The organism is Desulfatibacillum aliphaticivorans DSM 15576 (genome assembly GCF_000429905.1).
Classification (GTDB): Bacteria; Desulfobacterota; Desulfobacteria; order Desulfobacterales; family Desulfatibacillaceae; genus Desulfatibacillum; species Desulfatibacillum aliphaticivorans.
Window position 1 is genome coordinate 1 of record NZ_AUCT01000047.1, and the last position, 14,620, is coordinate 14,620.

Genomic DNA, 14,620 nt, shown 5'->3' on the forward strand with positions numbered 1-14,620 from the left:
CGCAAGATCCTGGACGAAGGCCAGGCCGGCGACAACATCGGCGTTCTTCTGCGCGGCACCAAGCGCGAGGACGTGGAGCGCGGCCAGGTTGTGACCCATGTCGGCAAAATCAAGCCGTACACCAAGTTCAAGGCGGAAGTATACGTCCTGAGCAAAGAGGAAGGCGGACGCCATACTCCGTTCTTCACGGGCTATCGCCCCCAGTTCTACTTCCGCACGACGGACGTGACGGGCGTGGTGACCCTGCCTGAGGGCGTTGAAATGGTGATGCCCGGCGACAATGTGGCCGTAGAGGCTGAACTGATTACGCCCATCGCCATGGAAAAGGAAGTGCGCTTCGCCATCCGTGAAGGCGGCCGCACCGTGGGCGCCGGCGTCGTTTCCGAAATTATAGAATAGCGCCGGTCTAGGAGATATAAGGTGAGAACAAAGGCAACTTTGGCTTGTACGGAGTGCAAGCAGAAGAATTATCAGACAAATAAAAACAAGCGCACCACTCCGGATAAGCTTGAATTTAAAAAATACTGCCGCTTTTGCCGTCGTCACACCCTGCATAAGGAAGTGAAATAAAAGCGGTCGTCTTGCAGGCCAGTAGCTCTAACGGTAGAGCGGCGGACTCCAAATCCGAAGGCTGGGGGTTCAAATCCCTCCTGGCCTGCCAAATAATTTTTCGGCAAATCCTTAAGCTCAGGGCTGCCGCCGCCCACAGTCGGCGGCGCTTTGGGCTTTCGGCATTTGAAGAAATGTAAGGAATTATGGGACGTTTACAGCGAAAAAAACCGGATTCCAAAAAGAAAAAGGCCAAAAGTGCGGCTCAGGAAATGGAGCTGAACGGCGCTCCTAAAAAACCGGCGCCCGCACCGGCGCCCAAGCAGGCTTTGGCTTCAGAAGGCCCCAAGGGCCCTGCTTTTTGGACGAATTCGGTTCAGTTTCTCCGGGAAGTTCGCGGTGAGTTGAAAAAAGTTACCTGGCCTTCCAGGAAGCAAACCGTTGGGTCCACTGCGGTAGTTATCATCTTAGTGGCCGTCATCTCCATGTTTTTGGGGCTGGTGGACATGGGCCTGACTGAAATCGTCAGGCTCGTTATCGGATAGCGAACCCAGGCCCGAGGAGGCAAGAAATTGGCTCTCAAATGGTACGTCGTTCACGTTTATTCAGGTTTTGAAAATAAGGTGAAGACCGCTCTGGAAGAACGGATTGCCTCGTCCCGTTTCTCCGACAAATTCGGTCAGGTCCTGATTCCCACCGAGCAGGTGGTGGAACTGGTCAAAGGCAAACGGAAAACCTCTCAGAGAAAATTCTACCCAGGGTACATCCTGGTGCAAATGCACCTGGACGACGAAACCTGGCATTTGGTGAACGACACGGCAAAGGTCACCGGTTTTCTGGGCGGCAGGAACAAGCCTTCACCGCTTTCGGATGAGGAAGCATCGAGAATCGTGGATCAGATTGAGGCGGGCAAGTTGAAGCCTCAACCCAAGTATTTGTTCGAAACCGGAGACGAAGTCCGGGTCATTGACGGCCCGTTCACCAATTTTAACGGCTCAGTAGAAGCCGTTAACCCGGAAAAAGGCAAGATCAAGGTCATGGTCAGTATATTCGGCCGGGCGACTCCCGTGGAGCTTGACTTTGTCCAGGTTACAAAACTGTAGGAACAAGGAATCGGTAAAATGGCAAAAAAAGTATTAGCGATGGTCAAGTTGCAGGTTCAGGCGGGCAAGGCCAATCCTTCCCCCCCCATCGGACCTGCCCTGGGTCAGCACGGCGTCAATATCATGGAGTTCTGCAAGGCCTTCAATGCAAGGACTGCCGACCAGGAAGGGATGGTGATTCCCGTTGTTTTGACGGTCTATCAGGACCGGTCTTTCTCTTTCATCACCAAGACCCCTCCGGCCTCCGTTCTGATTCTTAAGGCGGCGAAGCTGGCCAAGGGATCTTCCGACCCCAAAAAAATCAAGGTCGGCAAGATCACCAAGGCCCAGGTAGAGGATATCGCCAATCTTAAAATGGTGGACCTCAATGCAAAAGATATGGCAGGCGCCAGCAAGATCATTGCTGGGACCGCCAGAAGCATGGGCATAGAAGTGGTCTAGCCTGATATAAGGAGTCTGGAGTTATGGGCAAGCCTGGAAAAAAATTTTTAGAATCCAAGAAAAAGGTGAACCGGGACCTGAAATACGGCGTCCTGGAGGCCTTGCAAGCCGCCATCGAATCCTCTTACGCCAAGTTTGACGAGACGGTGGATGTGGCGGTTCGTTTGGGCGTCGATCCCCGCCATGCAGATCAGATGGTCCGCGGCACCTGCGTGCTTCCCCACGGAACCGGCAAGGACGTCCGGGTTCTGGTCTTCGCCAAGGGCGAAAAGGAAGCCGAAGCCAAGGAAGCCGGCGCCGACTTTGTGGGCAACGACGATCTGGTGGAGAAAATTCAGGGCGGTTGGCTGGATTTCGATAAGGCCATAGCCACCCCCGATATGATGGGTACGGTTGGTAAAATGGGCCGCATCCTGGGCCCCAGGGGCCTGATGCCCAACGCCAAAACCGGAACCGTGACCTTTGACGTCGCCAAGGCCGTTCAGGAACTGAAGGCCGGTAAAATCGACTTTCGCGTGGAAAGGGCAGGCATCCTCCACGCCCCCATGGGCAAGGTTTCCTTTGGCGCGGAGAAACTGCTGGATAACATCAGCGCTTTTTTCGAGACCGTACAGCGCCTTAAGCCCTCAGCGGCCAAGGGTACGTACATGAAGAGCATTGCTGTCTCCACAACCATGGGCCCGGGCGTGAAAATCGATCCGACCCTGGTTAAAGATATTGTAAAATAGGCGGCCATGCCGTTTCGTGCATGATCACCGCGCCGGAAATCGCCGGCAAGCCGCTTCGGGAGGGGGGTGTTAAAAACGCTCCCCTTCGCGCTATTTTGCGGCGCCGGATGACAATGGGATTTTCGGCGGGTTTTCTCAGGAAATGGACCGCCGTCCGACATAACCACTTGAACCTTATAACCTTCTGTCAAAGACCGCAGGTGCGCCATTGACCATGGCGCTTAATGGAACGGGTATCCGGCCTGCCGAGACAAAGCCCATACAAGCAGCCAGCCCAAAACACGCGCTTGTGCGGTTTTTTACAGAACACTATTGGAAGGAGGTGTGAAAGACCTTTGAGACCGGAAGATAAGAAAAAGGTCGTAGAAGACCTGCATGTGAGAGCGGAAAAGGCCAAACTAGCGATTCTCACGGACTTCAGAGGACTCAACGTCGCCGCAATGAGCGAACTCCGCAAAGGCCTCCGGGCTGCTTCCGCCGAGTATCAGGTCGTCAAGAATACCTTGATGACTCTGGCAATCGAAGGAACGGACCTGGAAGTTTTGAAGGACGAGCTTAAAGGCCCCTGCGCCGTTTGCTTGGCCTATGAAGATCCCGTCGAACCTACAAAAGCTCTCACCGAGTTCGCCAAGAACAACAAAAAGTTTGAAATCAAAATCGGCGTCCTCGATGGTAAACTCGTGAACCTGGACGGGCTGAAAGCCCTGGCCGACCTGCCCCCCCGCGAAGTATTGCTGGGCCAGATCGCCGGGACCCTCAACTCGTTGCCCACCGGCTTGGTGCAGTGCCTGGCCGGCGTCCCCAGGAAGCTGCTTTACGCTCTGCAAGCTGTCAGAGACCAAAAGGAAGCGGCCTAATTCGCTTAAACCTGTTTTGGGAAACCAATTCTTTCCCGGCCGAATGCCGGGACAAGCGCCGAAGCGCTGCTTAGAATATTTAGGAGGATTAATATAATGGCTGACATCACCAAAGAAGATGTATTGGAATTCATTGCAAACATGACCGTTCTGGAACTCTCCGAACTGATCAAGGACATTGAAGAGAAGTTCGGCGTTTCCGCCGCCGCCCCCGTGGCCGCAGTCGCCATGGCCGGCCCCGCCGCCGCTGATGCAGAAGAAGAAAAGACCGAATTCGACGTTATTCTTCTTTCCGCCGGCGACAAGAAGATCCAGGTCATCAAGGAAGTCCGCGCCATCACCGGTTTGGGCCTCAAAGAAGCCAAAGCTCTGGTCGAAGAAGCTCCCAAGGCTGTCAAAGAAGGCATTGCCAAGGAAGACGCCGAAAAGGTCAAAGAGCAACTGGAAGGCGCCGGCGCTCAAGTCGACATCAAGTAGTTTTTGTTTCAAGGCCGGAAGCGGGAACAGGCCAACCTGTTTCCGGCCTTTTTTTTACAAGTGGTTATCGGTATCAGGGCCATTTCCTAAACACTGGAAAAACAACCTGCACTTTCTTAGGGAGAAACCATGGCGGACAGGCCCTTGACGCAACAGCGTTTACGAAAAAGTTTCGGCAAGATTGCCAAGATCGTTGATATTCCCAACCTCATCGAGATGCAGCGCATCTCCTACCAGAGGTTCCTCCAAATGGACGTGCCTCCGGAAAAAAGGGAAACCATCGGGCTTCAAGCAGTATTTCACTCGGTGTTTCCTATCCGGGACTTCTCCGGCACCGCTTCACTGGAATTCGTCTCGTACCGTTTCGGCGAGATAAAATATTCGGTGGAGGACTGTGTGCATCGCGGCATGACCTACGAGGTGCCCATTCGCATCACGGTTCGACTGGTTGTCTTTGACGTAGACAAGGAAAAAGGCATCCAGAACATTCGCGACATCAAGGAACAGGAAATTTATTTCGGCACCATTCCCCTCATGACAGAACAAGGCACCTTTGTCATAAACGGCACGGAGAGGGTTGTGGTCAGCCAGCTTCATCGTTCCTCGGGCGTCTTTTTCGACCATGACAAAGGCAAGAGCCACGCCAGCGGCAAGGTCATATACACCGCCAGGATCATTCCTGTGCGCGGCTCCTGGATCGACATGGAAATCGATCCCAAGGATGTCTTGTACATCCGCATCGACCGGCGCAGAAAGTTCCCTGCGACGTTGCTTTTCAAGGCCTTCGGGTACAGCACCGAAGACCTTTTGAACTATTTCTACCAGACGGAAAAGTTGACGTTAACCCCCAAGACCCTGTTCAAGGAATTCGATGCGAAAACCTTGCGGGGCCAACGGGCCAGCATCACCGTTAAAATGCCGGATTCCGACGAAGTCATCGTGAAGAAGGGGCGTCTGTTCACCCAGCGGGCCGTGAAGACCATGGCTCAGGCCGGGATCGAAAAGGTGGCTATTCTTCAGGAGGACCTGGAGGATAAGGTGCTCGCCAGAAGGGTTTTGGATCCCAAGACCGGCGAAGTGCTTTATCCGGCGAACCACGAAATTGACGAAGCCACCCTGGAAGCCATGCGCGACGCCGGGGTTCAGAAATTCGAGATCCTGTACAGCGCCCCCGGCACGGGCGGCGATTCGGTTCGCAAGGCCCTGCTGCTGGACAAGGTGGAATCCCGGGAAGAGGCTCTGGTGGAAATCTACCGCCGCCTGCGTCCCAGCAATCCCTCCACGGTGGAGGTCGCCAAGGATTTCATCGATCAGTTGTTTTTCAGGCCGTCCCACTACGATCTGTCTGCGGTGGGCCGCATGAAGCTTAACATGCGCCTGGGCCTGGACACCCCCGTGGAAGTGAAGACGCTTCGCCGGGAGGACATCCTTCTCACCGCCAAGACCTTGGTGGACTTGAAGGACAGCCAGGGCGCCGTGGACGACATTGACCACCTGGGCAACCGCCGCGTCAGAGCCGTGGGCGAATTGCTGGAAAACCAGTATCGCATCGGCTTGGTGCGTATGGAAAGGGCTATCAAGGAGCGCATGAGCCTCCAGGAAATCGACGCCCTGATGCCCAACGACCTGATCAATCCCAAACCGGTCTCGGCCGTGGTCAAGGAATTCTTCGGCACCAGCCAGCTTTCCCAGTTCATGGATCAGACCAACCCCTTGTCGGAAGTCACTCACAAGAGACGGCTTTCGGCCCTGGGACCCGGCGGCCTCACCCGCGAACGCGCGGGCTTTGAAGTGCGCGACGTACACCCGTCCCATTACGGCAGAATCTGCCCCATTGAGACCCCTGAAGGCCCCAACATCGGGTTGATCGTCTCCCTTTCCACTTACGCCCGGGTCAATGAATTCGGCTTTGTGGAAACCCCCTACCGGGTGGTGACGGAAGGCCAGGCGACCAAGGAAATCAAATATCTTTCGGCCATGGAGGAAAAGGACCTGCCCATTGCGCAGGCCAACGCCCCTCTGGACGAAGAAGGGTTTTTCATCAACCCCACCGTGTCCTCGCGCGTGGAAGGCGAACTGACCATCGTGAAGAAGGAAGACGTCAAGCTCATGGACATTTCGCCCAACCAGCTTGTGTCCGTGTCTTCTTCCATGATTCCCTTCCTGGAAAACGACGACGCCAACCGCGCTCTCATGGGCTCCAACATGCAGCGCCAGGCGGTTCCTTTGCTGGCTACGGAAGCGCCGCTCATCGGCACGGGCCTGGAACGGGTCGTGGCCCGGGACTCCGGCGTCACCCTGGTGGCCAAACGCGACGGCAAGGTCGTGGCCGTGGACGCCTCCCGCATCGTCCTGCAGCATGAGGACGAACGGAAGGACAGGATGGATAAGCAGGTCACCATTTATAACCTGTCCAAGTTCACCCGGTCCAACCAGAACACCTGCTTCAACCAGAGGCCCATTGTCAAGCTGGGCCAGGAAGTAAAGGCGGGGGACATCATTGCGGACGGCCCCGCCACGGAAAACGGCGAACTGGCCCTGGGCCGCAACGTCACCGTGGCCTTTCTTCCCTGGGGCGGGTACAACTTTGAGGACTCCATTCTGGTCTCCGAGCGCCTTGTGCGCGACGGCGTGTTCACCAGCGTGCATATCGAGGAATTCGAAGTGGTTTCCCGGGACACCAAACTGGGTAAAGAGGAAATCACCCGGGATATTCCCAACGTGGGCGAGGAAGCCCTCAAAAACCTGGACGACTCGGGCATTGTCCGCCTTGGCGCGGAAGTCAGGCCCGGCGACATCCTGGTGGGAAAAATCACTCCCAAGGGCGAAACCCAGTTGTCGCCCGAGGAAAAACTTCTGCGCGCCATTTTCGGTGAAAAGGCCGGCGACGTCAAAGACACCTCCCTCAGGGTTCCCCCCGGAGTGGAAGGCGTTGTGGTGGACGCCAAGGTCTTCGCCCGCAGGGGCGTTGAAAAAGACGACCGCACCCGTTTGATCGAAGACGAGGAAATCGCGGCCCTGGAAAAAGACAGGGACGACGAACTCAAGATCATGGAGGATACGGTCCGTTCCAAGCTCATAACCATAGTTCTGGGCCAGGAAGCCACGGCGCCTGTTAAAAAAGGCAAGGCGGTCCTGATTCCCAAGGGTCAGCCCATCACGGCTGAAATGCTGGAAGACTGCCCCTTGGCGCCTTTGGAAGCCCTCGTCCTCAAGGACGAAGATCATTCCGAAAGGGTCCACGAACTGCTTGAAATATATAGGGAGCAACGCGAAAGCGTGCAGATGTCTTTTGAAGAGCAGGTGAACCGCTACCAAAAGGGCGACGACCTGCCTCCGGGCGTCATCAAAATGGTCAAGATTTACGTGGCCATGAAGCGCAGGCTTTCCGTGGGCGACAAAATGGCGGGCCGCCACGGCAACAAGGGCGTCGTGTCCTGCATTTTGCCCCAGGAAGATCTTCCCTACTTTGAAAACGGCACCCCGGTGGACATGGTTCTCAATCCCCTGGGCGTTCCCTCGCGTATGAACGTGGGCCAGATTCTGGAAATTCATCTGGGCCGTGCGGCCAAAAGCCTGGGCGACCAGATCGAGGCCCTGTTGGAAGAACAGAAGCTCGACGGCCTTCGTCAGAAGATGCAGGAGATTTTCTCCTCGGATGCGGACGAAGTCGCGGGCCTGACTGAACAAGAACTGCTGGAGGTGGCCGGCCAGTATAAAAAGGGAGTGCACATGGCGACGCCTGTTTTTGACGGCGCCAAGGAAGACGAGATCACGGATCTCCTTTCCAGCGCGGGCGTGTCTCCCTCTGGCCAGGCGGTGCTGTACGACGGCCGCACCGGTGAGCGCTTTAAGGGCGAGATCACGGTGGGCACCATGTACATGCTCAAACTCCACCACTTGGTTGACGATAAAATCCATGCCCGTTCCATTGGGCCTTATTCTCTGGTAACGCAGCAGCCTCTGGGCGGCAAGGCCCAATTCGGCGGCCAGAGACTGGGTGAAATGGAAGTCTGGGCCATGGAGGCATATGGAGCGGCGTACGCCCTCCAAGAGTTCCTGACCGTCAAGAGCGACGATATGGTCGGACGCACCCGGATGTACGAGAAGATCGTCAAGGGGCAGAACGTCCTGGAGCCGGGCATGCCCGAGTCCTTCAACGTTCTGGTCAAGGAGCTGCAGAGTCTGGGTCTGGAAATGAGCCTGATTGAAGAGGCCAAATAATACGGGCCGAGGCGTTTTCTCAAACCTTCTACTATCGATGGTTTGGAGGTGTTGAATTTGGAAACTATTTACGACTTTTTCGCAAAACCCATGGATCCCAGGAAGTACGGGGCTGTCGCCATCGCCCTGGCTTCCCCCGATCGCATTATGGAATGGTCCCACGGCGAAATAAAAAAGCCGGAAACCATTAACTACAGGACGTTCAAGCCTGAGAGGGACGGGCTTTTCTGCGCCAAGATCTTCGGGCCGACCAAGGACTATGAGTGCAACTGCGGCAAGTACAAGCGCATGAAGCACAGGGGGGTGATCTGCGAGAAATGCGGGGTTGAAGTCATTCAATCCAAGGTCCGGCGCGAGCGCATGGGCCACATCCAACTGGCCACTCCGGTGGCGCACATCTGGTTTTTAAAAAGCCTGCCCAGCAAGCTGGGCAACATCCTGGACCTGACCCTGAAGAATCTGGAGAAGGTCCTGTACTTTGATTCCTATATTGTAACGAACCCGGGAGACACGACCCTGGAAAAGGGCCAGCTCCTGTCTGAAGACAAATATATAGAAGCCAGGGAGCTCCACGGCTACGGCTTTGAAGCGCAAATGGGTGCGGAAGCGGTCCAGGAACTGCTCAAAGATTTTGACGTGGAGAAGATTTACAAGGAACTGCGCGAGGAAATCGCCACCACGGGCTCCGAAGCCAGAAGAAAGAAGCTGGCCAAGCGTTTGAAGGTGGTGGATGCGTTCAGGAATTCGGGCATCAATCCTTCCTGGATGATCATGAACGTCATTCCCGTGCTGCCTCCGGATCTCAGGCCCCTGGTCCCCCTGGAAGGCGGACGTTTCGCCACTTCGGACCTGAACGACCTGTATCGCCGGGTCATCAACAGGAACAACCGCCTTCAGAGGCTTATGGACCTGCGTGCGCCCGACATCATCGTGCGCAATGAAAAACGCATGCTCCAGGAAGCCGTGGACGTGCTGTTTGACAACGGCCGTCAGGGCAAGGTGGTCACGGGAACCAACAAGAGGCCCCTCAAATCCCTTTCCGATACATTGAAAGGCAAGCAGGGCCGGTTCCGCCAGAACCTCCTGGGAAAACGCGTGGACTACTCCGGCCGTACGGTCATCACCATCGGCCCCAACCTGCGCCTCCACCAGTGCGGCCTTCCCAAAAAGATGGCCCTGGAGCTTTTCAAGCCCTTTGTCTACCATCGCCTGGAGGAAAAAGGCCTGGTATCCACGGTGAAGAGCGCCAAGAAAATGGTGGAGCGGGAAGGACCGGACGTCTGGGACACCCTGGACGAGGTGGTTAAGGAATATCCCGTGATGCTCAACCGCGCTCCCACGCTGCACCGCTTGGGCATCCAGGCTTTTGAGCCCACCCTGATTGAAGGCAAGGCCATTCAGCTTCACCCCCTGGTCTGCACCGCATTCAACGCCGACTTTGACGGCGACCAGATGGCGGTGCACGTGCCTCTTTCCATGGAGGCCCAAATTGAAGCCCGGTCCCTGATGCTGTCTTCCAACAATATTTTGTCCCCGGCCAACGGCGCGCCTATTATCGTGCCCACCCAGGACATCGTGTTGGGAATCTATTATATGACCCGGGACGCCGGGGAGAGCAGGGGCGACGGCGCCGCCTTCGGCAATCCCGAAGAAGTCCGCGTCGCCTACGACTCCGGCCAGGTGGATCTGCACGCCAAGATCAAGGTCCGCATGGAAAAGGGCAAGGACATGGTGGATACCACCGTGGGCCGCGTCCTCCTTTGGGAGGTCATTCCCAAGGCCACTCTCATGGTCCTGCGCCACATTGTGGTGAACTCCGCCGACAAGGCCGCCCAGGTGGAAAAAGCCCTGGCCGACGCCAAGACGGACAAGGACTTCAAAGAGCTGGTCAGAAAGCACTCGGAAGGCCGCGACAAGTTGTATGACGGCAACCTGGGTCTTTTGAAGCACGACGAAGTCAAGAGCGTATTCCGGCTGAGCGGGAAAGACGTGGAAAAACTGACGGCCGCGGAGCCCGGCGACATGATCGGCCCCCTGACCGAGAAGAACAAGTACCATTTCTTCCATATAATCACCAAGCGGGATGAGCCCGGCTTCTCCGTCGTTAACAGGGTCATGAACAAGGGCGCATTGCGCGGCGTTGTGGACCATGTATACCGCGCCATGGGCGCCAAGACCACGGTTATTCTCTCCGACCGTTTGAAGGACCTGGGATACAGGTTCTCCACGGAAGGCGGTTTGTCCATCTGCATTGGCGACATGAAGATTCCCGCCACCAAGTGGCAGATTCTTGAAACGGCCAGAAACCAGGTGGAAGAGATCGAGGTGCAATATTCCGAAGGTCTCATCACCCAGGGCGAGAAATACAACAAGGTGGTGGACATCTGGGCCAAGGCTACGGAAGACGTGGCCAACGAAATGATGGACTCCATGAAGGCCTCAACCGACGAAGGCGAGCTTGGGCGCACCAAGGGCCCCGGCTCCAACGCTATTTTCATGATGGCCGACTCCGGCGCCCGCGGCTCCCGCGACCAGATGAGGCAGTTGGCCGGCATGCGCGGACTGATGGCCAAGCCTTCGGGCGAAATCATCGAAACGCCCATTACGGCGTGTTTCCGTGAAGGCCTGTCCGTGCTGCAGTACTTCATCTCAACGCACGGCGCCCGCAAGGGTCTGGCGGATACGGCTCTTAAGACGGCCAACTCCGGTTACCTGACCCGCCGCCTTGTGGACGTTTCCCAGGACTGCGTGATTTCCGAAATCGACTGCGGCACCATGGGCGGCGTGGAAGTGGAGCCCCTCATGGAAGGCGGCGAAGTCATCCAGCGTTTGGGGGACAGAATCCTGGGCCGTACGGCCACGGAAGACATCTTGGACCCCAATCCCGAGCCGGACGTTGATCCTTTGATCGTGGCAGCCGGGGACGAAATCGATGAAGCCGCCGTGGATCGCATTGAAAACTCGGGCATCGCCAAGGTCCGGATTCGTTCGGCCCTGACCTGCAAGTCCACTTACGGCATTTGCGCCACCTGCTACGGCCGCGATCTGGCCCACGGCAAGAAAGTGGAAATCGGCCAGGCCGTCGGCATCCTGGCCGCCCAGAGCATCGGCGAGCCCGGCACCCAGTTGACAATGCGTACATTCCATATCGGCGGTACGGCCAGCCGGCGCGTTGAGCAGGCGGACATCCGGGCGCGCGTAGGCGGCACGATTCGCTACGTGGAGCTGAACGTGGTTGAAAACGCCCAGGGCGAGTACATTGTCATGGACCGTAAGGGCGGCGAGTTCATCATCGAAGATGAAAACGGCCGCGAGCGTGAACGGTGCCCGGTCATCTACGGCGCCCGCATCAAGTGCCGGGACGGCGCAGAGGTTCAGGCGGGCGAACTGCTGGCTCTGTGGGATCCTTTTACCACGCCCATTCTTACGGAAGTGGAAGGCGTGGTGAAGTTCGCCGACATTGTGGCGGGCAAGACCATGCAGGAAAAGGTGGATGCCGTCACCGGCAAGGCGAGCCGCGTCATCACGGAATACAAGGACGCAGACACCCGGCCCAGGATCACCATCCGGACGGAAGAAGGCAAGGCCGCCACCCTGCCCAGGTCCGGCGCTCCGGCCAGGTATCCCTTGCCTGTGGAAGCCATTCTCCTGGTGGAGGAGGGCGTTCCGGTGAAGGCCGGCGACGTTATCGCCAAGCTGCCCCGCGCCACCACCAAGACCAAGGACATCACAGGCGGTCTGCCCAGGGTCGCGGAGCTTTTTGAAGTCCGCAAACCCAAGGAAGTGGCTGTTCTGTCGGAAATTGACGGATACGTTTCCATCTCCAAGGGAACCAAGGGCAAGCAAAAGGTTACCGTCACCCCCACGGTGGGCGAGAAAAAGGAATACCTCATCGCCAGGGGCAAGCATATCAGCGTGTACGACGGCGATTATCTCAGGGCGGGCGACCCCCTCATGGGCGGATCCGCCAACCCTCAGGACATTCTGAGCATCAAGGGCGAGGTCGCCCTGGCCAGATACCTGGTGGACGAGGTCCAGGAAGTGTACCGCCTCCAGGGCGTTCGCATCAACGACAAGCACATTGAAGTCATCGTGCGCCAGATGATGCGTTGCGTGAAGGTCCGCAGCTCCGGAGATACGGAATTCATCTTTGACGAAAGGGTGGACCGCGGCCGGTATCAGCGGGAAAACCAGGTCGTCATCGCCAACGGCGGACAGCCCGCCGTAGCCGAGCCTTTGATTCTGGGAATCACCAAGGCCTCCCTGAGCACGGAAAGCTTCATTTCCGCGGCTTCTTTCCAGGAAACCACCAAGGTCCTGACCGAAGCAGCCATTGCAGGCGCTCACGACTCTCTGCGCGGATTGAAGGAAAACGTGATCATGGGGCGGATCATCCCCGCCGGCACAGGGCTTTTAAAGTACGCTGAGATAGACATCGGACTGGAACAGGAAGAAATGGAAGACGAGACTTCCGCGGCAGCCAGGGACCTGTTGGAGCTGGAAGCGGCGGCGGCGGAGATCGCGGATCTTTCCTAAAGAGGCCGGGCTGGAAAAAAAATAACGGACTTGGAACAAAAAATCTTGACAAGGCTCGGAATCTTGGTTAAAAGTCTGGATTTCCTGAGCCCAACTTCTTCAGGGTTTTTTATGGGAACGATTGGGCAAAGGATTTTTATTTTTAAAAACTGAAGGAAACGTTATGCCTACGATAAATCAGTTAGTGAGACACGGCAGAAAGCGCTCTGTCAAAAAGACAAATACGCCGGCTCTGAAAGCCTCCCCCCAAAAACGGGGAGTTTGCACCCGCGTGTACACCACCACGCCTAAAAAACCTAACTCGGCGCTTCGTAAGGTCGCTCGCGTCAGGTTGACTACGGGCATGGAAGTCACCGCATACATCCCCGGCGTGGGACATAATTTGCAGGAGCACTCCGTGGTGTTGGTGCGGGGCGGTCGCGTCAAGGACCTTCCAGGCGTTCGCTACCATATCGTACGCGGCACCTTGGATTCCATCGGCGTGCAGGACAGGAAACAGGGCCGGTCTCATTACGGGGCCAAAAAGCCTAAATAACGCGCATATAGCGAAAGAAGCAGGAGCTAGGATATGCCCAGGAGGCGAGAAGTACCAAAACGGGAAGTCCTTCCGGATTCACGGTATAACAGTGAACTGGTGGCGAAGTTCGTCAACGTTATTATGCGTGACGGCAAAAAGAGCGTGGCTGAAGGCATTCTCTACGATGCATTTGACATCATGGAGGAGCGCACCAAGGAAGCTCCGCTGGAGATCTTTGAAAAAGCCATTAACAACATTAAGCCTGTGATTGAAGTCAAGTCCAGGCGGGTCGGCGGCTCTACCTATCAGATTCCCATGGAAGTGCGGGCCAATAGAAGAACCGCTCTGGCCATGAAGTGGATCATGACTTACTCACGCAGCCGCTCTGAAAAGAAAATGTCCGCCAAGCTGGCGGGGGAATTGCTGGACGCCTACAACAATCGCGGCGCTTCCATCAAGAAAAAAGAAGACACCCATAGAATGGCCGAAGCCAACAAGGCTTTCGCTCATTACAGGTGGTAGAAAAATATTAAAATTCTGAGGGCGCTGGAAGTCTTTCTGTGTTGAAACGGGAATAACCCAGCTCACAAGCAAGTCTAGGCCAGTGCCCAATGATTCTGACTGGGAGGAAGGGATCATGGCCAAAGCGAAGTACGAACGCACCAAGCCCCACGTAAACGTGGGCACCATCGGGCACATCGACCACGGTAAGACCACTCTGACTGCGGCGATCACCAAGACATTGGGACAAAAGGGACAAGCCAACTTCATTCCTTTTGATCAGATCGACAAAGCCCCCGAAGAAAAAGCCAGAGGCATAACAATCGCCACGGCCCACGTGGAATACGAGACGGACAACCGTCACTACGCCCACGTTGACTGCCCCGGCCATGCTGACTATATCAAGAACATGATCACCGGCGCCGCCCAGATGGACGGAGCGATTCTGGTGGTCGGCGCCGACGACGGCCCCATGCCCCAGACCCGTGAGCACATCCTGCTCGCCCGTCAGGTCGGCGTGCCCCGCATCGTGGTGTTTTTGAACAAATGCGACATGGTGGACGACGAAGAGTTGATCGAACTGGTTGAACTGGAACTGCGCGAGCTTCTCGACAAGTACGAGTTCCCCGGAGACGATACGCCCATCATCCGCGGCTCCGCCCTGAAGGCTCTGGAAGCCGACTCTTA

The 14,620-nt window shown here is 56.5% G+C and carries 13 protein-coding genes and 1 tRNA gene; all 14 read left to right on the forward strand.

Annotation, left to right across the window (positions count from 1 at the left end; translation table 11 throughout):
• The coding region (locus G491_RS0125715; protein WP_028316578.1) for an EF-Tu C-terminal domain-related protein at positions 1-399 on the forward strand (399 nt) is incomplete at its 5' end.
• Between the two features lie 21 nt (positions 400-420).
• Complete coding sequence (rpmG, locus tag G491_RS0125720) at positions 421-570, forward strand: 50S ribosomal protein L33 (RefSeq protein WP_028316579.1); 150 nt, start codon at positions 421-423, stop codon at positions 568-570.
• A gap of 15 nt (positions 571-585) precedes the next feature.
• Positions 586-661 (forward strand) — tRNA-Trp (locus G491_RS0125725).
• Between the two features lie 94 nt (positions 662-755).
• Positions 756-1,094: a preprotein translocase subunit SecE gene (gene secE, locus G491_RS34685; RefSeq protein ID WP_012611055.1), complete on the forward strand. Its 339-nt coding sequence runs from the start codon at positions 756-758 to the stop codon at positions 1,092-1,094.
• Positions 1,095-1,121: 27 nt separating this feature from the next.
• The gene (nusG, locus tag G491_RS0125735; RefSeq protein WP_012611054.1) at positions 1,122-1,652 is read left to right on the forward strand and encodes a transcription termination/antitermination protein NusG; all 531 of its coding nucleotides are present in this window, start codon (positions 1,122-1,124) and stop codon (positions 1,650-1,652) included.
• Between the two features lie 18 nt (positions 1,653-1,670).
• Positions 1,671-2,093 carry a 50S ribosomal protein L11 gene (gene rplK, locus G491_RS0125740; RefSeq protein ID WP_012611053.1) on the forward strand — a complete coding sequence of 141 codons (423 nt, stop codon included), beginning with the start codon at positions 1,671-1,673 and terminating at the stop codon, positions 2,091-2,093.
• A 23-nt stretch (positions 2,094-2,116) separates the two neighbouring features.
• On the forward strand, positions 2,117-2,821 hold the full coding sequence (gene rplA / locus G491_RS0125745; RefSeq protein ID WP_028316580.1) for a 50S ribosomal protein L1: 705 nt from the start codon (positions 2,117-2,119) through the stop codon (positions 2,819-2,821).
• 335 nt (positions 2,822-3,156) lie between these two features.
• A complete protein-coding gene (gene rplJ, locus G491_RS0125750) occupies positions 3,157-3,678 on the forward strand; it encodes a 50S ribosomal protein L10 (RefSeq protein WP_012611051.1) in 522 nt (173 codons plus the stop codon).
• A 96-nt stretch (positions 3,679-3,774) separates the two neighbouring features.
• A complete protein-coding gene (gene rplL / locus G491_RS0125755) occupies positions 3,775-4,155 on the forward strand; it encodes a 50S ribosomal protein L7/L12 (protein WP_012611050.1) in 381 nt (126 codons plus the stop codon).
• A gap of 129 nt (positions 4,156-4,284) precedes the next feature.
• On the forward strand, positions 4,285-8,379 hold the full coding sequence (rpoB, locus tag G491_RS0125765; protein ID WP_028316581.1) for a DNA-directed RNA polymerase subunit beta: 4,095 nt from the start codon (positions 4,285-4,287) through the stop codon (positions 8,377-8,379).
• Between the two features lie 57 nt (positions 8,380-8,436).
• The gene (gene rpoC / locus G491_RS32575) at positions 8,437-12,915 is read left to right on the forward strand and encodes a DNA-directed RNA polymerase subunit beta' (protein ID WP_035220205.1); all 4,479 of its coding nucleotides are present in this window, start codon (positions 8,437-8,439) and stop codon (positions 12,913-12,915) included.
• Positions 12,916-13,078: 163 nt separating this feature from the next.
• Positions 13,079-13,450, forward strand: coding sequence for a 30S ribosomal protein S12 (rpsL, locus tag G491_RS0125775; protein ID WP_012611047.1), 372 nt, complete (start codon positions 13,079-13,081; stop codon positions 13,448-13,450).
• A gap of 33 nt (positions 13,451-13,483) precedes the next feature.
• Entirely contained in the window at positions 13,484-13,954 is a 471-nt protein-coding gene (gene rpsG / locus G491_RS0125780; RefSeq protein WP_012611046.1) for a 30S ribosomal protein S7, read from the forward strand.
• 115 nt (positions 13,955-14,069) lie between these two features.
• Positions 14,070-14,620: GTP-binding protein (locus tag G491_RS0125785; protein ID WP_028316582.1), on the forward strand; the 551-nt coding region annotated here is incomplete at its 3' end.

What these genes read in the sequence shown, in the direction of transcription:
- rplL (WP_012611050.1), top strand. Translation starts at nt 3,775, where the DNA reads ATGGCTGACATCACCAAAGAAGATGTATTGGAATTCATTGCAAACATG.
- secE (WP_012611055.1), top strand. Translation starts at nt 756, where the DNA reads ATGGGACGTTTACAGCGAAAAAAACCGGATTCCAAAAAGAAAAAGGCC.
- rplK (WP_012611053.1), top strand. Translation starts at nt 1,671, where the DNA reads ATGGCAAAAAAAGTATTAGCGATGGTCAAGTTGCAGGTTCAGGCGGGC.
- rpsL (WP_012611047.1), top strand. Translation starts at nt 13,079, where the DNA reads ATGCCTACGATAAATCAGTTAGTGAGACACGGCAGAAAGCGCTCTGTC.
- rplA (WP_028316580.1), top strand. Translation starts at nt 2,117, where the DNA reads ATGGGCAAGCCTGGAAAAAAATTTTTAGAATCCAAGAAAAAGGTGAAC.
- rpoB (WP_028316581.1), top strand. Translation starts at nt 4,285, where the DNA reads ATGGCGGACAGGCCCTTGACGCAACAGCGTTTACGAAAAAGTTTCGGC.
- rpsG (WP_012611046.1), top strand. Translation starts at nt 13,484, where the DNA reads ATGCCCAGGAGGCGAGAAGTACCAAAACGGGAAGTCCTTCCGGATTCA.